The sequence below is a fragment of the Knoellia sp. Soil729 genome (assembly GCF_001427985.1).
Lineage (GTDB): Bacteria > Actinomycetota > Actinomycetes > Actinomycetales > Dermatophilaceae > Knoellia.
Map to the genome: position 1 here is coordinate 375,878 of NZ_LMSA01000002.1, position 18,082 is coordinate 393,959.

At 69.4% G+C, this 18,082-nt stretch carries 16 protein-coding genes; 8 read left to right on the forward strand and 8 right to left on the reverse strand.

Annotated features, from left to right (window positions below; all coding sequences use genetic code 11):
• Positions 1 to 30: 30 nt before the first annotated feature.
• Genes ASG74_RS06670 through ASG74_RS06690 form a run of 5 tightly spaced genes read right to left on the reverse strand, consistent with a single transcriptional unit; the run spans position 31 to position 5,638 of the window.
• Complete coding sequence (locus tag ASG74_RS06670) at positions 31 to 534, reverse strand: flavin reductase family protein (RefSeq protein WP_235498846.1); 504 nt, start codon at positions 532 to 534, stop codon at positions 31 to 33.
• Positions 531 to 1,394, reverse strand: coding sequence for an N-acetyl-1-D-myo-inositol-2-amino-2-deoxy-alpha-D-glucopyranoside deacetylase (gene mshB / locus ASG74_RS06675; protein ID WP_056140531.1), 864 nt, complete (start codon positions 1,392 to 1,394; stop codon positions 531 to 533). Before mshB ends, ASG74_RS06670 begins: the two co-directional genes overlap by 4 nt.
• Entirely contained in the window at positions 1,391 to 3,205 is a 1,815-nt protein-coding gene (locus tag ASG74_RS06680; protein ID WP_235498848.1) for an ABC transporter substrate-binding protein, read from the reverse strand. The genes mshB and ASG74_RS06680 overlap by 4 nt, the downstream gene beginning before the upstream one ends.
• A 47-nt stretch (positions 3,206 to 3,252) precedes the next feature.
• Positions 3,253 to 5,157 (reverse strand): translational GTPase TypA, encoded by a 1,905-nt coding sequence (gene typA / locus ASG74_RS06685; RefSeq protein WP_056140533.1) that lies wholly within the window; start codon positions 5,155 to 5,157, stop codon positions 3,253 to 3,255.
• A 25-nt stretch (positions 5,158 to 5,182) separates the two neighbouring features.
• Positions 5,183 to 5,638 (reverse strand): (deoxy)nucleoside triphosphate pyrophosphohydrolase, encoded by a 456-nt coding sequence (locus ASG74_RS06690; protein ID WP_056140536.1) that lies wholly within the window; start codon positions 5,636 to 5,638, stop codon positions 5,183 to 5,185.
• Between the two features lie 191 nt (positions 5,639 to 5,829).
• On the opposite strand from ASG74_RS06690, the gene ASG74_RS06695 reads away from it, so the two are divergent.
• The 8 genes from ASG74_RS06695 (at position 5,830) to ASG74_RS06730 (ending at position 13,649) form a co-directional block, all read left to right on the forward strand.
• Positions 5,830 to 7,503 (forward strand): ABC transporter substrate-binding protein, encoded by a 1,674-nt coding sequence (locus ASG74_RS06695; RefSeq protein WP_056140539.1) that lies wholly within the window; start codon positions 5,830 to 5,832, stop codon positions 7,501 to 7,503.
• 148 nt (positions 7,504 to 7,651) lie between these two features.
• A complete protein-coding gene (locus ASG74_RS06700) occupies positions 7,652 to 8,662 on the forward strand; it encodes an ABC transporter permease (protein WP_056140541.1) in 1,011 nt (336 codons plus the stop codon).
• 4 nt (positions 8,663 to 8,666) lie between these two features.
• Positions 8,667 to 9,677 (forward strand): ABC transporter permease, encoded by a 1,011-nt coding sequence (locus ASG74_RS06705; RefSeq protein ID WP_056140548.1) that lies wholly within the window; start codon positions 8,667 to 8,669, stop codon positions 9,675 to 9,677.
• 8 nt (positions 9,678 to 9,685) lie between these two features.
• On the forward strand, positions 9,686 to 10,717 hold the full coding sequence (locus ASG74_RS06710; protein ID WP_082569688.1) for an ABC transporter ATP-binding protein: 1,032 nt from the start codon (positions 9,686 to 9,688) through the stop codon (positions 10,715 to 10,717).
• On the forward strand, positions 10,714 to 11,886 hold the full coding sequence (locus ASG74_RS06715; RefSeq protein WP_056140550.1) for an ABC transporter ATP-binding protein: 1,173 nt from the start codon (positions 10,714 to 10,716) through the stop codon (positions 11,884 to 11,886). Before ASG74_RS06710 ends, ASG74_RS06715 begins: the two co-directional genes overlap by 4 nt.
• Positions 11,887 to 11,930: 44 nt before the next feature.
• Positions 11,931 to 12,239: a 4a-hydroxytetrahydrobiopterin dehydratase gene (locus ASG74_RS06720; protein ID WP_056140553.1), complete on the forward strand. Its 309-nt coding sequence runs from the start codon at positions 11,931 to 11,933 to the stop codon at positions 12,237 to 12,239.
• Positions 12,232 to 12,954: a VIT1/CCC1 transporter family protein gene (locus ASG74_RS06725; protein WP_056140556.1), complete on the forward strand. Its 723-nt coding sequence runs from the start codon at positions 12,232 to 12,234 to the stop codon at positions 12,952 to 12,954. Before ASG74_RS06720 ends, ASG74_RS06725 begins: the two co-directional genes overlap by 8 nt.
• Complete coding sequence (locus tag ASG74_RS06730; protein ID WP_056140559.1) at positions 12,954 to 13,649, forward strand: type 1 glutamine amidotransferase; 696 nt, start codon at positions 12,954 to 12,956, stop codon at positions 13,647 to 13,649. Before ASG74_RS06725 ends, ASG74_RS06730 begins: the two co-directional genes overlap by 1 nt.
• Before the next feature lie 32 nt (positions 13,650 to 13,681).
• Here the strand turns inward: ASG74_RS06730 and malQ are convergent, their stop codons facing one another.
• The 3 genes from malQ to ASG74_RS06745 all read right to left on the reverse strand — a co-directional run bounded on the left by malQ (position 13,682) and on the right by ASG74_RS06745 (position 17,984).
• Complete coding sequence (gene malQ, locus ASG74_RS06735) at positions 13,682 to 15,814, reverse strand: 4-alpha-glucanotransferase (protein ID WP_056140562.1); 2,133 nt, start codon at positions 15,812 to 15,814, stop codon at positions 13,682 to 13,684.
• Between the two features lie 92 nt (positions 15,815 to 15,906).
• Complete coding sequence (gene mctP, locus ASG74_RS06740) at positions 15,907 to 17,589, reverse strand: monocarboxylate uptake permease MctP (RefSeq protein WP_056140565.1); 1,683 nt, start codon at positions 17,587 to 17,589, stop codon at positions 15,907 to 15,909.
• Positions 17,586 to 17,984 (reverse strand): DUF3311 domain-containing protein, encoded by a 399-nt coding sequence (locus tag ASG74_RS06745; RefSeq protein WP_056140568.1) that lies wholly within the window; start codon positions 17,982 to 17,984, stop codon positions 17,586 to 17,588. The genes mctP and ASG74_RS06745 overlap by 4 nt, the downstream gene beginning before the upstream one ends.
• Positions 17,985 to 18,082 lie beyond the last annotated feature (98 nt).

Sequence of the window (18,082 nt, forward strand, 5' to 3'; positions counted from 1 at the left end):
TTGCGTGAAGTCGGATGGAACGTCGTGGGGTCAGGGAAGGGTCGAGTACTGTCCGCGGAAGTGTACGAGGGCCGCACCGGGGTCGCCCCCCAGCGAGAACCGGTCCACGGCCGCGACGATGATGCTGTGGTCACCGGCGGGGTGCACGTCGCGCACGGAGCACTCGACGGTCGCCAGCGCACCGGTCAGCAGCGGGACGCCCGTGACGGCGCGCGTGTGGGGAGCACGGTCCATCTGCCCGGGCACCGGACGGCCGGGCGTCGCGAACCACGCGGCCAGCCCCCGCTGGCTAGCGGCGAGCACGCTGACCCCGAACACGCGCGACTCCAGCACCGCGTCGTGGAAGCGGGCGTCGGTGTCGACACAGATGAGCAGGAGCACGGGATCGAGCGAGACGCTGGTCACCGAGTCGGCCGTGAGTGCATGGTCGTGCCCGAACGCCGTGGTGGTGACGACGGCCACACCCTTGGCCAGGCGGCCCATCACGTGGCGGTAGGCGTCGGCGTCCACGGTGCCGTCGTCCAGAGCCGTCACCGGGGCTCACCCGCGAGACCGCGCACGGTGCCCTCGACCGGGACGAGCTCACCGCTGGCGGGGTCCAGGAGCGCATAGCCCTCACGCCCGGCCAGGCGCGCCGCGATGTCGTTGGAGAGTGCGAACCAGCCGTCACCGACGACGACCTGCGTGGCATGGTGGCGCAGCGCCTCCTGCTGAGCGGGCACGAGCGCGGGGTCATCGATGACGTGGGTCACGAGGTCGTCGTCGACCACGGAAGGCGGCATCGGGTCGCTCGGCGACGGCACGGCATACGGCAGGTCCGGTGGCAGGTGCTCGAGAAGCCAGGCGCGGTCCTCGAGGACCCACGAACGCGGGGTGAGGTTGACGAAGAGCGATGGCGCCGAGGGCATGGCAGCCACGGCAGCGCGCACGGCGTCGTGGACCCGGATGTGGTCGGGGTGGCCGTAGCCCCCCTGCGCGTCGTAGGTGACGACGACGTCCGGCGCGATCTCGACGATCGCGGTGCGCATCACCTCGGCCACCTCGAAGAAGTCCGACCCGGCGAAGGCCCGCGGGTGGGCGAAGGCCTGCGACCCGACCATGCCCGAGTCCCGGTATGCCGGCCCGTCACCGCGGGTGCGCTCGCCGAGGAAGTGGTGGGTCACCCCCAGGACCGACACGGCACCGGCGAGCTCATCGCGTCGGTGTGCGGCGAGCGGGTCCCCCGGCGCGCCCTCGAGGTGCGCCAGCTCGGCCGGGATCACCTCACCCTCCTCGCCCAGGGTGCAGGTGAGCACGTGCACGTCGTCCCCGCGCCGGACGTGGTGGAGGATGGCGACACCGGTCGCCAGGGTCTCGTCGTCGGGGTGCGCGTGGACGAACAGCAGGCGCGTCATCGGCGGACCGCGATGTCCGCGAACTCGACCACGCCACCGATGACCTCGTTGGCCGAGAGGTTGCGCACGTCGCTGCCGGCGATGTAGAGCGCGCGCCGCTCGGCCAGGCCGATGTAGGCGCCGGTGGTCTGCAGCCGCACGTCCAGCGACGTCCAGGCCTTCTCGCGCTCGGCCCGGTCGGCGATGCCGTTGATCCGGACGATCTCCTGGTTGACCTCGGGGTCGGCGAAGTAGCCGTAGTCACGGCCGGGACCGGCGGGGGTGAGGTTGATCGAGCTGTCGAACAGGGCCGGCAGGATGGTGCTCGCCGAGGCCCAGGCGGGAGCCCAGTTGGACCAGAACACGTCGTAGGCCGTGCCCGCCGACGGCTGGGTGATCGAGGTGAAGTAGTCGTCCTTGAAGGGGACGAGCTCGGGAGCGAACCCTGCCTCGGTCCACCCCGCGACCAGCGAGGCCATCGCCTTGTCGGCCACGGGGCTCGAGCGGTAGGCGACCTTGATGGGCACCGGGATGGTCAGCCCCGCCTTGCCGAGGAGCACCTTGGCCCGACCGGCATCGCCGCGACGACCCGGCTCGAGGGGGTTGTCGTCGTGCGCGGCCGGAAGGGCCGCCGGGATGACGGAGGGGGTCGGCAGGGCCGTCGAGCCACCGCCGAGAGCGGTGACGTACGCCTCGCGGTTGGTTGCCACGGCCAGGGCCTGACGCGCCTCGACCTTGGCGAACATCGGGCTCTTGAGGTTGGGGACGAGGTAGTCGACCAGACCCGTGCCCGCCTGCACGGAGCGCTCCCTGAGCGCGTCCACCGTGAGGATGTGCTGCTGGATCGCGGGTGGGGCCGAGCCCAGCGCGACGGCCTCCCGGGCGTTGTCACCATCTGCCATGATCTGCTGCGCCACCGTCTGGGTCTCGATCCCCTCCTGGTAGTCGATGCGGTCGGGGAAGGCCCCGCGCACCTCGTCGGTGGTGGCCTTCCAGTGCGGGTTGCGCACCCACGACCCACCGGTCGACGCACGCCACGGTGCTGCGAGCTTGTAGGGGCCGTTGGAGAAGACCGCGAAGATGCCATCGGCACCCTGGTCCGCGGACTGCTTCACCGGGGCGAAGGCCGCCTGGGTGACCATCTCGTTGAAGTCGCTGACGGGAGCGGCCAGGAGGAAGGTGATCGTGGGGCCCGAGCAGCTCACCGCCTTGTCGAACGCCGCGACCCCGGGGTCCTTGGCCGCGACCTTCGCGTAGGGGCCGCCGTAGACCGAGGTGCCGTCCGGCTTCTTGGGCACGGCCAGCACGGCGAGGGCGTCCGTGGCCCCACCCGTGATCTCCGTCGTCGCGAACGTGCGCGAGATGCCGTACTTGACGTCCTCGCAGGTCACCTTGCTGCCGTCCTCCCAGGCGATCCCTTCACGCAGGGTGAACGACCACGAGGTGAGCTCCTTGTTGGGCGTCCCCGTGTCGGTGGCGAGGTCACCGACCAGTCGCGACTGGTTGCGCACGTCGGTGCTGGGTTGGTAGGCCGTGAGGGTGCGCAGGAACGTCCGTCCGGCGAACGCCGCATCGTCGCGCGCGGCGATCCGCTGGGGGTCCCAGCTGAGCACGGGCCCCAGCGACAGGGCCTTGAGCGTGCCCCCACGCTCGTCGGTGCGGTCGTGGGAGGCCGCCACTGCGGGCGTGGACGACGGCTCGCCGCCCTCCCCACCGAGCACGCTGCACCCCGCAGCCCCCACCATGACCACGGCCACCACGGCCGCAGCCAGTGCCCAGAGGCGGCTGCGAGGGTGACGGGGTCGGTGACGGGTGCTGCGGGGGGTGCTCAAGGATGCGCTTCCTGGGAGGAGGTCCGGGGAGAGGTCCTGGTGACGCCTCAGGCCTTGTTGCGCGCGCGGGACGCGGTGCGGCCGCGGACGGTCTGGTCGAGCTCGACCTTGCGGATGCGGACGGCCTCGGGCGTGACCTCGACGCACTCGTCCTCGCGGCAGAACTCCAGCGCCTGCTCGAGGGTGAGGCGACGCGGGGGGACGACCTTCTCGAAGTTGTCGGCCGAGGAGGCGCGCACGTTGGTGAGCTTCTTCTCCTTGGTGATGTTGACGTCCATGTCGTCGGCGCGCGAGTTCTCGCCGACGATCATGCCTTCGTAGACCTCGGTCGCGGGCTCGACGAACAGCGTGCCGCGCTCCTGGAGGTTGACCATCGAGTAGGCGGTCACCGGGCCGCTGCGGTCGGCGACGAGCGAGCCCGACGTGCGGGTCGTGATGGTGCCGAACCATGGCTCGTAGGACTCGAAGACGTGGTGCGCGATGCCGGCGCCGCGAGTGTCCGTGAGGAACTGGGTGCGGAAGCCGATGAGGCCACGCGAGGGCACGAGGAACTCCATCCGGACCCAGCCGGTGCCGTGGTTGGTCATCTGCTCCATGCGGCCCTTGCGCGCGGCGAGGAGCTGGGTGATGGCGCCGAGGTACTCGTCCGGGGTGTCGATGGTGAGGCGCTCGACCGGCTCGTGGAGCTTGCCGTCGATCTGCTGCGTGACCACCTGCGGCTTGCCGACGGTGAGCTCGAAGCCCTCGCGCTTCATCTGCTCGACGAGGATCGCGAGCGCGAGCTCGCCACGCCCTTGGACCTCCCAGGCATCCGGGCGCTCGGTGGGCAGCACGCGCAGCGAGACGTTGCCGACGAGCTCCTTGTCGAGGCGGTCCTTGACCATGCGGGCGGTGACCTTGGAGCCACGCACCTTGCCGACCATGGGGCTGGTGTTGGTCCCGATGGTCATGGAGATGGCGGGCTCGTCGACGGTGATGATCGGCAGCGCGATGGGGTTCTCGGCGTCGGCGATGGTGTCACCGATCATGATGTCGGGGATGCCCGCGATCGCGATGATGTCACCGGGGCGGGCCGACTTGCCCTCCTCGAGCGGCTTGCGCTCGAGCGCCTCGGTCATGAGGAGCTCGGTGATCTTGACCCGCTCGATGGTGCCGTCGTGCTTGCACCACGCGACCTGCTGCCCCTTCTTGATCTCACCGTTGAACACGCGCAGGAGCGCGAGACGTCCGAGGAAGTTGGACGCGTCGAGGTTGGTGACGTGCGCCTGCAGCGGCGTCTCGGGGTCGTAGGTGGGTGCCGGGATCGTGTCGATGATGGTGGCGAACAGCGCCGTGAGGTCGTCACCGTCGGGCAGGCCACCGTTGTCGGGGCGCTCGAGGGACGCGCGGCCGTTCTTGGCCGACGCGTAGACGATGGGGAACTCGATCTGCGCCTCGGTCGCCTCGAGGTCCATGAACAGCTCGTAGACCTCGTCGACGACCTCCTGGATGCGGGAGTCGGGACGGTCGACCTTGTTGATGCACAGGATGACGGGCATGTTGGCCGCGAGCGCCTTGCGCAGGACGAAGCGCGTCTGCGGCAGCGGGCCCTCGGAGGCGTCGACGAGCAGCACGACGCCGTCGACCATGGACAGGCCGCGCTCGACCTCGCCACCGAAGTCGGCGTGACCGGGGGTGTCGATGATGTTGATCGTCAGGCCGTCGGCCAGGCCGGCCGCGACGGCCGCCTTGCCGGCGTAGTGCACCGCGGTGTTCTTGGCGAGGATCGTGATCCCCTTCTCGCGCTCGAGGTCACCGGAGTCCATGACGCGTTCGCCCGTGGACTCGACGGTCGCCCGGGCCTCGAAGGCACCGGACTCCCAGAGCATCTTGTCGACCAGAGTGGTCTTTCCGTGGTCGACGTGCGCCACGATGGCGACGTTTCGGATGTCGTCGCGAGTAGTAATCGGCATAACCCGAAGTGTCTCAGGATTTTTCTCATTGACGAAAACGGGCGGACCGCGCCAGCACCTCCCCGATCGCACGCACGATCGGGAGGTCGGCCGGGAGCCACTCCACGGCATACAGGTCGTCCGTGCCCAGCCACCGGAGCAGGTCGTGGTCCTCGAGTGGCTCGGGGACGCCGTCGGTCACCTCTGCGACGTGCACCGACATGGCGTATGCCGTGCCCAACGGCCATCGCCCCGCCTCCAGCGGGCCGGGCACGAGGTCGCCCAGGGCGACCTGCACACCCAGCTCCTCGGCGAGCTCGCGCCGCAGCGCCTGAATCGCGCTCTCACCCGGGTCCACCTTGCCGCCGGGCAGCTCCCAGCCGCCGGCGAGCGATGGCGGGGCGGTGCGACGGGCCGCCAGCAGCCTCGTCGGCGCCGCGAGGTCGTCGACGATGGCCGCCGCGACGACCTCGACGACTGCGGGTGGCTCCGGGGCGCTCACCGCAACTCCTCCCCCTTCCGGGTCTCACTCCGATAAACAATGCTCGGGGTCCGGTCCAGCGAGCACGAATGTCGCTAGGGTCAACCCACTCGCGCAGTGAAGCACGACCCGGAGGATGCTGCGCGGGCCCGTTCCATCCCTGCAGGGCGTCAACGTGGCCCCTGGGGTTTCGCACACCAAGCGAGGTATTCATGAAGTTTGCGCGGAAGGCGGCACCCGCCGCAGTGGCGGCGCTCGCCCTCACTCTCACCGCTTGTGCCCAGTCCGACCGTGACACCGGTGGCGACACCGCGAAGAGCGGTGGCGACGTCAAGGACACCATCACGTTCGGCGCCGCGGGCGCACCCGAGCTCTTCGACCCCTTCTACGCCACCGATGGTGAGACGTTCCGCGTCACCCGCCAGATGATGGAGGGCCTCGTCGGCATCAAGGCGGGCACCGCAGAGATCGAGCCCGAGCTCGCCAAGTCGTGGGAGCCCTCGGCCGATGGCAAGACCTGGACGTTCAAGCTCCGCGACGACGTCAAGTTCTGGGACGGCGAGCCGTTCAACGGCGAGGCGGTCTGCTACAACATGGAGCGCATGTTCGACCAGAACGAGGTTGCTGCCGGTGGACCGGCGGGATACTGGGCCGACGTCATGGGCGCGTTCAAGTCCGATGCCGCCAATGCCCTCTACCAGAGCTGCACCGCTCCCGATCCCACGACGGCCGTCATCAAGATCAGCCGTTCGACCTCGAAGTTCCCCACGGCGCTCTCGCTCGACTCCTTCTCGATGCAGTCCCCCAAGGCGCTCAAGGAGGGCGACGCCAACAACGTCACCAAGCAGGGTGAGGGCTTCGGCTACCCCGCCTACTCCAAGAACCCGGTCGGCACCGGCCCCTACAAGCTCGACAAGTACGACGAGGCCAACAAGACGGTCACCCTCGTGCGCAACGACGACTACTGGGGCGAGAAGGCCAAGACGGCCAAGATCGTGTTCAAGATCATCCCCGACGAGAGCACCCGTCGCCAGGAGCTCGAGGCCGGAAGCATCGACGGCTACGACCTGCCGAACCCGGCCGACTGGAAGGGGCTCAAGGAGGCGGGCAACGACGTCCTCGTCCGACCGGCCTTCAACATCCTCTACCTGGGCCTGAACCCGGAGAAGAACCCCAAGCTGAAGGACCTCAAGGTCCGTCAGGCCCTCTACTACGCGCTCAACCGTGACCAGATGGTCAAGACCCAGCTGCCCGAGGGTGCCACGGTCGCGACGCAGTTCATGCCCGACACCGTGTCCGGCTACAACAAGGACCTCAAGCCCTACGCCTACGACCCCGACAAGGCAAAGTCGCTCCTCAAGGAGGCCGGCGCCGAGGGCATGACCCTCACGTTCGCCTACCCCTCGGCGGTGTCGCGTCCCTACATGCCGGACCCCCAGAAGATCTACGAGGCCCTGCGTGGTGACCTCGAGGCTGTCGGCATCAAGGTCAACGTCGTGACCAAGCCGTGGAACGGTGGCTACCTCGACACCGTCGACAACGGCGGTTTCGACGCCTGGCTGCTCGGGTGGACCGGTGACTACGACTCGCCCGACAACTTCATCGGCACGTTCTTCGCCAACCTCAAGGCGAACGACTTCCACACCAGTGCGACGTCCTATGGCGCGCAGCTGTCGAAGGACCTCCAGGCTGCCGATGCGATCGTCGACGAGAACGAGCGGTCCGCCGCCTACCAGAAGCTCAACCAGCAGATCATGGAGGAGTACCTGCCCGGACTGGCCATCAGCCACTCCCCGCCGGCCCTCGTGGTGAGCAAGAAGGTCAAGGGCCTCGTGGCCAGCCCGCTCACGGCCGAGGAGTTCTCCACGGTGACGGTCACCAAGTGACCTGAGGTCGCCACATAGGACACTGCACGATGGTGTGGCCGTCCCAGCCGAACTTGCTGGGGCGGCCACACTCGTGTTGAGCACCACAGTCGTGTAGAAACAGTCGTCGGCCGAAGATGTCCGTCGCTACCCGAGGAGAGTTGGCCACGTGCTGAGATTCATCATTCGACGCATGATCCAGATGGTGGGCGTGGTCGTCGTGCTCTCACTGCTCGTCTTCCTCTGGCTGCGTTCCCTTCCCGGGGGCACCGTGTCGGCCATCCTCGGCGAGAAGGCCACGCCGGAGCGGCGGGCCGCCCTCGAGAAGGCCCTCGGGCTGGACCAGCCCATCTATGTGCAGTACTGGCAGTTCGCCAAGCGTGCCCTGCACGGCGACTTCGGCGCCAGCACCAAGGTCCTGCCCGGCACCGACGCCTTCGACCTGTTCATGCAGCGCTTCCCCGCGACGATCGAGCTCAGCATCGTGGCGATCATCCTGGCCGTCGGGCTGGGGATCCCGCTGGGCTACATGGCAGCGCGCCGCCACAACTCCCTGTTCGACAACGGCTCGATCGTCGCCTCCTTGGTGGGCGTCGCCGTCCCGGTCTTCTTCCTGGCGTTCCTGCTCAAGTACTACTTCGCCATCAAGCTGCACTGGCTACCGGTCTCGGGTCGCCAGAGTGCCGGCCTCGGCGCCACGCACACCACGGGGTTCTTCGTGCTGGACGGCCTCCTGACACGGGAGTACGACGCCGCGTGGGACGCCATCAAGCACCTCATCCTGCCCAGCCTGGCGCTGGCGACGATCCCTTTCGCCGTGATCTTCCGCATCACCCGGGCCTCGGTCCTCGAGGTCCTGGACGAGGACTACGTGCGCACGGCCGAGTCCAAGGGTCTGACGAGCCGGGTGATCCGCGGGCGGCACGTGCTGCACAACGCGCTGCTGCCCGTGGTCACGACCATCGGCCTGCAGACGGGCGGGCTGCTGGTCGGGGCGATCCTCACCGAACGGGTCTTCAACTTCGGAGGCATCGGGGACACCGTCGCCCAGGCCTTCGAGCAGCGTGACTACGGGGTCCTGCAGGTGTGCATCCTCATGGCCGCGATCACCTTCGTGGTGGTCAACCTCCTGGTCGACATCGCTTATGCCGTGATCGACCCCCGAGTCCGGACGAGGTGACGACGTGGACAACCCACTGAACCCCAACCGCAAGAAGCAGCGCATCGACGACCTTGCCGCCACCGCCGGGACCGGGGGCGGTGCCGGCAGCGTGGCCGTCGCCGACCTCACCGTCGGGGACGCCGGCCACATCGCCGAGTCCACCGGCGTCTCGCTCATCGCCAGCGCGTGGAGCCGGCTGCGCCGCGACCCGGTGTTCCTGCTCGGAGCCTTCATCACCCTGGCCTTCGTGCTCCTGGCGATCTTCTCCCCGCTCATCGCCCCCCACGACCCGACCGCCGGCCTGCTCCTCAAAGAGGTGCGCCCGCAGACCAACCCCATCCCGGGAGCGCGTCCGGGCTACCCCTTCGGTGCCGACAGCTCCGGGCGGGACATCTTCTCGCGGCTCATCGTCGGGAGCCGCCAGACGCTCATCGTCGGGGTCATGGCCACGCTGTTCGGCTTCATCGGTGGTCTGACGCTGGGCACCCTCGCCGGTGCGATCGGTGGCTGGGTGGACTCCGTGGTCATGCGCGTCGTGGACGTCATGCTCTCCATCCCCTCACTGCTGCTCGCGTTCTCGGTGGCTGCCATCGCAGCCCGGCCGAGCCAGTGGACGGTCATCGTCGCCATCGCCACGGTGCAGGTGCCGATCTTCGCCCGCCTGCTGCGGGGCTCGATGCTCGCGCAACGGGGCAGCGACCACGTGCTCGCGGCACGGGCTCTCGGGGTCAAGCCCTCGGCGATCGTCTTCCGGCACATGCTGCCCAACTCCCTCAGTCCGGTCATCGTCCAGGCCACCCTCGTGGTGGCCAGCGCGATCATTGACGCCGCGGCGCTGTCGTTCCTCGGGCTGGGCAACCCCGACGACCGCCAGCCGGAGTGGGGACAGATGCTGGGCAAGGCCCAGCAGTACATCTACGACCATCCCGCCCTGGCCATCTGGCCCGCCCTGTGCATCATCGTCGTCGCGCTGGGCTTCACTTTGATGGGCGAGTCGCTGCGCGAGGCCCTCGACCCCAAGAGCCGGAGGTGACCTTCGAGATGACCAGCATGAGTGCATCCCCGTCCACCCACCCCAGCGTGCACCCGGGCGCCGGCGAGCCACTGCTCTCGGTGCGTGACCTGCGGGTGACGTTCCAGCGCCAGGGCCAGGAGCCCTTCGAGGCCGTGCAGGGAGTGAGCTTCGACGTGCGTCCCGGCCAGACCGTGGGCCTCGTCGGCGAGTCCGGCTGCGGCAAGTCGGTGACCTCGCTCGCGATCATGGGCCTGCTGCCCAAGCACGGAAACCACGTGTCCGGCACCGTCGACTACGAGGGCACCAACCTGCTCACGCTCTCGGACCAGGAGATGAGGGACAAGCGGGGCAAGGACATCGCGATGGTCTTCCAGGACCCGCTGTCCTCCCTCAACCCGGTCGTGCCCATCGGGATCCAGGTGACCGAGGTGCTCGAGCGCCACCGCGGCCTGTCCCGCAAAGCCGCGACGCCGGTGGCCCGCGACCTCCTCGACCGGGTCGGCATCCCCGACCCGGACCGCCGGCTCAAGGACTACCCGCACCAGCTCTCCGGAGGCATGCGCCAACGTGCCCTCATCGCCATCGCGCTGGCCTGCAAGCCGCGCCTGCTCATCGCCGACGAGCCGACCACCGCGCTCGACGTGACCATCCAGGCCCAGATCCTCGCGCTGCTCAAGGAGCTCGTGCAGGACACAGGGACTGCCCTGGTGATGATCACCCACGACCTCGGTGTCATCGCGGGCCTCTGCGACGAGGTCAACGTGCTCTACGGCGGGCGCATCGTCGAACGGGGGGAGCGACACGAGCTGTTCGCCCAGCCCCGCCACCCCTACACCCACGGCCTGCTGGCCTCGATCCCCCGGCTCGATGCCCCTCGCGGGCAGCGCCTGCAGCCGATCCCGGGATCGGTGTCCGACAACCTGCCGTGGACCCATGCCTGCGCGTTCGCCCCCCGCTGCTCGCAGCCCATCGAGGTGTGCACGCAGGTCATGCCCGAGCTCGAGGAGCAGCACGGACGAGCGCTGCGCTGCCACAACCCCGTGGAGGGCCACCGATGACCGAGACGACCACTGGACGCACGCAGCCCACGCACGGCGAGCGGACGGCATACGACGGCGAAGACGTCCTCGTCGATGTGCGCGGCATCAAGGTGCACTTCCCGATCAAGCGCGGGGTGATCTTCGACAAGACGATCGGGCACGTCTATGCCGTGGACGGTGTCGACCTGCAGATCCGGCACGGCGAGACCTACGGCCTCGTCGGCGAGTCCGGGTGCGGCAAGTCAACGCTCGGCCGGGCGATCCTCAACCTCGAGCCCCCCACCGCCGGCTCGGTGACCTTCGACGGTGTCGACATCGCCTCGCTCAAGGGCGAGGACCTGCGCCGCAAGCGCCAGGACATCCAGATGGTCTTCCAGGACCCCATGGGCAGCCTCGACCCCCGGCAGTCGGTCGAGTCCCTCCTCCTCGAGGGCATGAAGGCCCACGGGCTGGCCAAGGACTCCGCCGCGGCCAACGCCAGGCTGCGCGAGCTGCTCAAGGCGGTGGGCCTGCCGGTGACGGCGCTGTCCAAGTACCCCCACGAGTTCTCGGGGGGTCAGCGCCAGCGCATCGGGATCGCGCGGGCACTCTCGGTCAACCCCAAGCTGATCGTCGCCGACGAGCCCGTGTCCGCCCTCGACGTCTCGGTCCAGGCCCAGGTCATCAACCTGCTCGAGGACGTGCAGGAGGAGTTCGGGCTCACCTACCTCGTCATCGCCCACGACCTCGCGGTGGTCCGCCACATCAGCGACCGCATCGGTGTCATGTATCTCGGCGCACTCGTCGAGGAGGCCGCGGCGGACGACCTCTATGCCACTCCCCTGCACCCCTACACACGAGCCCTCATGTCCGCCGTCCCGGTCCCCGACCCGCTCATCGAGGACCGCCGCGAGCAGATCCTGCTCACCGGTGACCTTCCCTCGCCCTCGAACCCGCCGACGGGCTGCCGCTTCCACACCCGCTGCCCGTGGCGGCAGGAGACCCGGTGCGACACCGAACGCCCGGAGCTGCGGGTCCCGGACGTCCCCGGCGTCGATGCGGGTCAGCGCGTCGCCTGCCACTGGACCGAGCAGATCGCGTCCGGCGAGATCACCGCTCACCCCGTCAGCGGCGAGGTCGTCGAGCGGGTTGAGGGACCCGACGACACGGACTTCATGGGCCCGGCGTCCATCTCCGAGGCGCTCTGACTCACCTCCCCAGCGGTGTGGGGGCTCTGGGTAGGCTGCGGGGCATGAGCCGTCAGCTGACCCATGAGGAGATCGAGCGCCAGCTCGGCGACCTGCCGGGGTGGACCCGTGAGGGCGACGCCATCGTCGCGACGATCGAGGCCCCCGACTTTCCCGCCGCGATCCGCATCGTGGATGAGGTCGCCGAGGTCGCCGAGGAGATGAACCACCACCCCGACATCGACATCCGGTGGCGCACGACCCGCTGGCTCCTCACGACCCATGACGCCGGCGGGCTCACCCAGCTCGACATCGAGCAGGCTCACCGCATCACCGAGATCGCCCGTCGTCACGGAGCTCCTGCCAGTGACTGAGAACCCCCAGCTCGTCGACGAGCACGACGAGCCACATGACGGGTCCATCGGAAGTCGCCTCAACTGGCTGCGTGCGGCGGTCCTCGGCGCCAACGACGGCATCGTGTCCACGGCCGGTCTGGTCATCGGCGTGGCCGCCGCCACGACCGAACGGTCCACGATCCTCACCGCCGGCCTTGCCGGTCTGGCGGCCGGTGCGATGAGCATGGCGGTCGGCGAGTACGTCTCGGTGAGCACCCAACGCGACACCGAGCAGTCGCTGCTGGCCAAGGAGCGTCGCGAGCTGCTGGAGGAACCCGAGGCCGAGCTCGACGAGCTCACCGAGATGTACGCCGACAGGGGCCTGTCGCCGGAGCTGGCCCGCGAGGTGGCGGTCCAGCTCACGGCCCATGACGCGCTGGGGGCGCACGCCGAGGTCGAGCTGGGAATCGACCCGAACGCGCTCACGAGCCCGTGGCACGCCGCGTGGGCATCCCTCGTCGCCTTCACGGTCGGCGCCCTCATCCCACTCGTCGCCATCGTTCTGGCCACGGTCAGCATCCGTGTGCCCGTCACGGTCCTCGCGGTCGTCCTCTCGCTGTTCGGCACAGGCTGGCTCAGCGCCCGGCTGGGGTCGGCACCGGTGGGCCCGGCCGTGCGACGCGTCATCTTCGGCGGCGTCCTTGCCATGGCCGTGACCTATGGCATCGGCTCGCTGGTGGGCACCCAGATCTGATGACGCGCTTCCTCGTCGTCCAGCACGAGCCCGAGGCTCCCGGCGGCTGGCTCGCCGAACGCTGGGCCGAGCTGGGAATCACCGTCGACACGGTGCGCCCCGACCTCGGTGATCCGGTGCCCAAGACCCTGTCGCACGACGCCCTGGTGGTCCTGGGCGGTGCCATGAACGCCTACGAGGACGACCGCTACGCGTGGCTCGCACCGACCAAGGCGCTGCTGCGCGCGTCGGTCGCGGACGGCATACCGACGCTGGGTGTCTGCCTGGGCCACCAGCTGATGGGGGTGGCCCTCGGAGGCGAGGTCATCCTCAACCCGATGGGTCGGACCAGCGGCCTGGTTCCCTTGTCGCTCAACGCTGCCGGCGAGAGCGACCCCCTCCTCGAGGGACTCTCGGGGAGAGACGTCGTGCACTACAACGGCGACGTCGTGAGTCGTCTCCCCGACGGCGCCACCCTGCTCGCGACGGCACCGGACGGGTCCGTGCAGGCTGCCCGCTTCGCACCCCGGGCATGGGGCGTGCAGTTCCACCCCGAGACGACCCCGGAGATCTTCGCCGGCTGGATGACGACGTTCGAGCCACAGGGTGAGGAGCCCGCCGACGGACCACGCCAGTGGCTCGACGCGATGGAGTCGCGTCGTGCGACGGTCCGCACCACCGGGTATGCCGTGGCCGAGGCCTTCGCTCGCGCCTGACCTTCCGGGGCGCACCGGCCCCGCCGTGCCGGTCAGTCGCCTCGGGTTGCCTCGAAGAGGACGGGTGCGAGCTCGGACTCCAGAACCTCCTCGAGCGACACCGGGCGCTCGTCCGGCCCGGCGAGCGGGATCCGCCAGTTGGGGTACTCGTCGTCGGTGCCCGGCTGGTTGATCGCCCTGCGGTCTCCCACGACGTCGGCGAGCGAGACCGCCAGCATCGCGCTGGGCGTGTGGCCCAGCCAGCGGTGCATCGCCTCGATGACCGAGGGCAGCCCGGCGCCCTCCTCGAGCCAGCCGCGCGCGACGAGTGCCTCACGCATCGTGGCGATGGACTGCTCCTCCTGGGCGCGTTCCTCCTCCACCGGACGCGTGAGGAGGCCGAGTCGCTCGCGGATGTCGACGTGCTCGAGGGTGAGGAAACCCGCTGTGGGAGGGAGGTCGTGGGTCGTCACCGACGACAGGCACAGCTCGCGGTAGTCCTCGGGAGGGATCGGCCCCTCGTCGGTCGTCTCGAACCACATGATGCTGGTGCCGAGGACGCCGCGCTCGCTGAGGTATTCACGCGCGTTGGCCGGGACGACTCCCAGGTCCTCGCCGATGACCACGGCACCGGCGCGCTGCGCCTCGAGGCACAGGATTCCGATGAGGGCCTCGTGGTCATAGGTGACGTAGGTGCCGTCGGCCGGCGTGAGGCCCTCCGGGATCCACCAGAGGCGGAAGAGACCGATGATGTGGTCGACACGGATGCCCCCCGAGTCGCGCAGGACCGTGCGGACCATGTCACGAAACGGCGCGTAGCCCAGCTCGGCCAGGCGCTCGGGGTGCCACGGCGGCTGCGACCAGTTCTGTCCCAGCTGGTTGAACTGGTCCGGCGGTGCACCCACCGTCACCCCGCGAGCGAGAGCGTGGGCGAGGCCCCACGAGTCGGCGCCCCGGGGGTGGACCCCCACGGCGAGGTCGTGGACGACCCCCAGCGACATGCCGGCGTCCTTGGCCTCGCGCTGGACCTCGCCGAGCTGACGGTCGAGCAGCCACTGCAGCCACATGTGGAACCCGACGAGCGCCGTGTGGGCCGCCGTGAACTCGGCGACGGCCGGGCTCTCGGGGTCGTGGTACTCGGAGGGCCACTGCGACCAGGGCAACCCGTGCCGCTCGGCGAGCGCGCACCATGTGGCGAAGGTGGCCAGCCCCTCCCCCTCGCGCTCGCAGAACCGGTCGAAGTCACGCGCGCGACGACCCTCCAGGCCGACGGCGTGCACAAGCCCCAGCGCCTCGCGCTTGGCGGCCCATGCGGCGTCACGGTCGATCGTGTCGGCGGTGTTGAGGGCCTGGACGCCGGCGGCGAGCTCGGCGACCCGCTCGCGGGCAGCCTCGTCGAGCCGCACCAGCTCGGGGATGTCCTCGATGCGCAGGTAGACCGGGTTGACGAAACGACGCGTCGTCGGCAGGTAGGGCGAGGGCTCCATCGGTGCCACGGGCTCGGCGGCGTGCAGCGGGTTGATGAGGACGAAGTCGGCCCCGAGGTCGCTCGCGGCCCACGAGGCGAGCTCACCGAGGTCGCCGAGGTCACCCAGGCCCCACGAGCCGGCCGAGCGCACCTGGTAGATCTGCGTCATCAGGCCGGTGACGCCTCCGTGGCGCAGGACCTCGGGCAGCTCGAGCCGCTCCGGGGTGACGACGAGGGTGGCGACGCCGGTGCCGTCGGCCACTGCCGGCCCGTCGAGGTGGGCGACGAGGCGGTGCCACCCGGTCGGGACATCGCCCGGCAGCTCGAAGGTGGCCTCCCCGACCTCGCGACCGTCGATGGTGCGGGGGTGGACCCAACGCTCCACCTGCGGCACCTCGCGGACGCTGCCGTCCTCGAGCTCGAGCGTCAGCGACACGGCTGCGCCGTGGGGCACGTGCGCACGGACCCATGGGGTCCAGCCCTCACGGCATACGACGGTTGCGGGCAGCGTGCGCCGCCAGGGGCGGTCCTCGACCTCGGCCAGGGCGGCAGTGACGGACTCCTCGGAGTCCGTGGGCACGCCGAGTGCTGCGAGGACGCTGCGCAGCGCTCCGTCGGCGATCACCGTGTGGGTTCCCTTCCAGTCCACGAACTCGGTGGCCACGCCATGGGCGTGGGCGAGCTCGACGAGGGCGGGGGACGGGGCAACCGGGGTCATGTGTCCATCCTGCCCGTCGGGCCAGCCACGACGAGGCAAGGGCGCCGTCGCATGTGCGACGACGCCCTTGCGAGCTCAGCTCCCGCAGCGGGTCAGGGGCTGGCCGTGGTCTCGCGTGGTCCGAGGTCGAGCTTCTGGACGCGGGGGTCGCCCGCCTCCGCGAAGTAGTCGCCCTTGATCGTCTCGTCCACACCGTTGGGCACCTTGGCCGCGTTGAGCGCGACGCTCAGCACGGCGGCGATGATGAGGTTGATCGCGAACGCCGTGAGGCCGATGTAGCCCATCTGCGCGATGCCGGGGATGTTGGCCACGGACCCACCGAAGTGGTTGCCCGTGGCCGGGTTGATGACGTTGTAGGCCGCCAGGGTGCCGTAGACCATGCCGACCGCCCAGCCCGCGAGCAGCGCCCACCGGTGGAACCAGCGGGTGTAGAGGCCGAAGACGATCGCCGGGAAGGTCTGCAGGATCCAGATGCCGCCGAGGAGCTGGAAGTTGATCGCGTTCTGCTTGTCCAGGAGCAGGACGAAGACGAGCGCGAAGCCCTTGACGACCAGCGAGACCAGCTTGGAGACCTGGGCCTCCTGCTTGGGGGTCGCGTCCGGCCTGACCCACTCCTTGTAGACGTTGCGGGTGAACGTGTTGGCCGCCGCGATCGACATGATCGCCGCGGGCACGAGGGCACCGATGGCGATGGCCGCGAACGCGACACCGGCGAACCAGCTCGGGAACATGTCCTCGAAGAGCTGCGGCACGACGAGCTGGGCGTTGGGCTTGCCGTCGAGGCCGATGGGCTTGGTGCCGGCAGCGATCGCCACCCACCCGAGCAGGGCGAGCAGCCCGAGGATGAACGAGTAGGCCGGCAGGATGGCCGCGTTGCGCCGGATGACGTTGCGCGAGCTCGCCGACAGGCTCGCCGTGATCGAGTGCGGGTACATGAACAGCGCGAGCGCCGACCCGAGTCCCAGCGTGGCGTAGGCCCACAGCTGCTGGCTGCCCGGGATGAAGGCCCCGGTCGGCTTGCCGGTGGTGGGGTTGGGCTTGGCCATCTTGTCCTGTGCGGCGCTGAAGATCGTGTCCCAGCCACCTACCTTGGAGGGTAGGTAGATGATCGCCACGATGATCACGAGGTAGATCAGCGTGTCCTTGACGAACGCGATGATCGCCGGCGCGCGCAGGCCGCTGCTGTAGGTGTAGGCGGCAAGCACGACGAACGCGACGAACAGCGGTGCGTCCTTGGCGAGCCAGTTGCTTCCGCCACCGACACCGGCGACCTCGAGGACGGCCTGGATGCCGACGAGCTGCAGGGCGATGTAGGGCATGATCGCCAGGAAGCCGGTGATGGCGACGGCGAGCGAGAGCTCACGGCTGCCGTAGCGGCCCTTGACGAAGTCGGCCGGCGTGACGTAGCCGTGCCGGTGGCTCACCGACCACAACCTGCCCATGAAGACGAAGATGATCGGGTAGAGCACGATCGTGTAGGGCACCGCGAAGAAGCCGGACACCGAACCGAGGGCGAACATCGCCGCCGGGACCGCGACGAACGTGTATGCCGTGTAGAGGTCACCTCCGAGGAGGAACCAGGTCACCCAGGTGCCGAAGGACCGGCCACCGAGCCCCCACTCGTCGAGCGACTCCATGTTGGCCGGTCGGCGCCACCGTGTGGCCATGAACCCCATGACGGTGACGATGAGGAAGAGCACGATGAGGACGGTCAGTGCCGTCCCGTTGATGCCGGTGTGCGCGTCCGCGGGGACTGCTGTGCTCAGGGTGCTCATCGGTTGCCCTCCTCGGCGTCGAACGGCTGGCCGTCGTGCAGGTCGGCGTCAGTGGCGTCACCGATCGTCGCGCCCTGGGAGTGGCGGCCTCGTCCGGACCCGGTGGGTCCGGTGGGGCGGTGCGGGTGTCGCTGCGCATCCGTCATGGGGCGGTGCGGGCGTGCCTTGAGGACGATCCGGTACGCGCTGTAGGTCATCGCCGAGCAGAGGAAGACCCAGAGGAACTGGTACCAGATGAAGAAGGGGAAGCCCCAGAGCTTGGGCTCGAGCTTGGCGTAGGAGCCCACCCACATCAGCGCAACGATGGGGATCAGGAGCAGGACGCCGGCCGCGGCCAGGAGTCCTTTGTTGGCGGGTGGGACCGTGTCGTGGTCCACGACCTCGTGTTCGTCCACGAGAACAACCTTTCCTCGGCGAGGGGTGCGCGTCATTGCGCCGCACCCGCGAACACTAGACCTGTGACGTGTCCCACGTCGCAGCGCCGCGCCGCCAA

Excerpts from the sequence above, each read along its gene's own strand:
- mshB (WP_056140531.1), bottom strand. The coding sequence starts at position 1,394 with ATGACGCGCCTGCTGTTCGTCCACGCGCACCCCGACGACGAGACCCTG.
- typA (WP_056140533.1), bottom strand. The coding sequence starts at position 5,157 with ATGCCGATTACTACTCGCGACGACATCCGAAACGTCGCCATCGTGGCG.
- ASG74_RS06710 (WP_082569688.1), top strand. The coding sequence starts at position 9,686 with ATGACCAGCATGAGTGCATCCCCGTCCACCCACCCCAGCGTGCACCCG.
- ASG74_RS06695 (WP_056140539.1), top strand. The coding sequence starts at position 5,830 with ATGAAGTTTGCGCGGAAGGCGGCACCCGCCGCAGTGGCGGCGCTCGCC.
- malQ (WP_056140562.1), bottom strand. The coding sequence starts at position 15,814 with ATGACCCCGGTTGCCCCGTCCCCCGCCCTCGTCGAGCTCGCCCACGCC.
- ASG74_RS06730 (WP_056140559.1), top strand. The coding sequence starts at position 12,954 with ATGACGCGCTTCCTCGTCGTCCAGCACGAGCCCGAGGCTCCCGGCGGC.
- ASG74_RS06715 (WP_056140550.1), top strand. The coding sequence starts at position 10,714 with ATGACCGAGACGACCACTGGACGCACGCAGCCCACGCACGGCGAGCGG.
- mctP (WP_056140565.1), bottom strand. The coding sequence starts at position 17,589 with ATGAGCACCCTGAGCACAGCAGTCCCCGCGGACGCGCACACCGGCATC.
- ASG74_RS06720 (WP_056140553.1), top strand. The coding sequence starts at position 11,931 with ATGAGCCGTCAGCTGACCCATGAGGAGATCGAGCGCCAGCTCGGCGAC.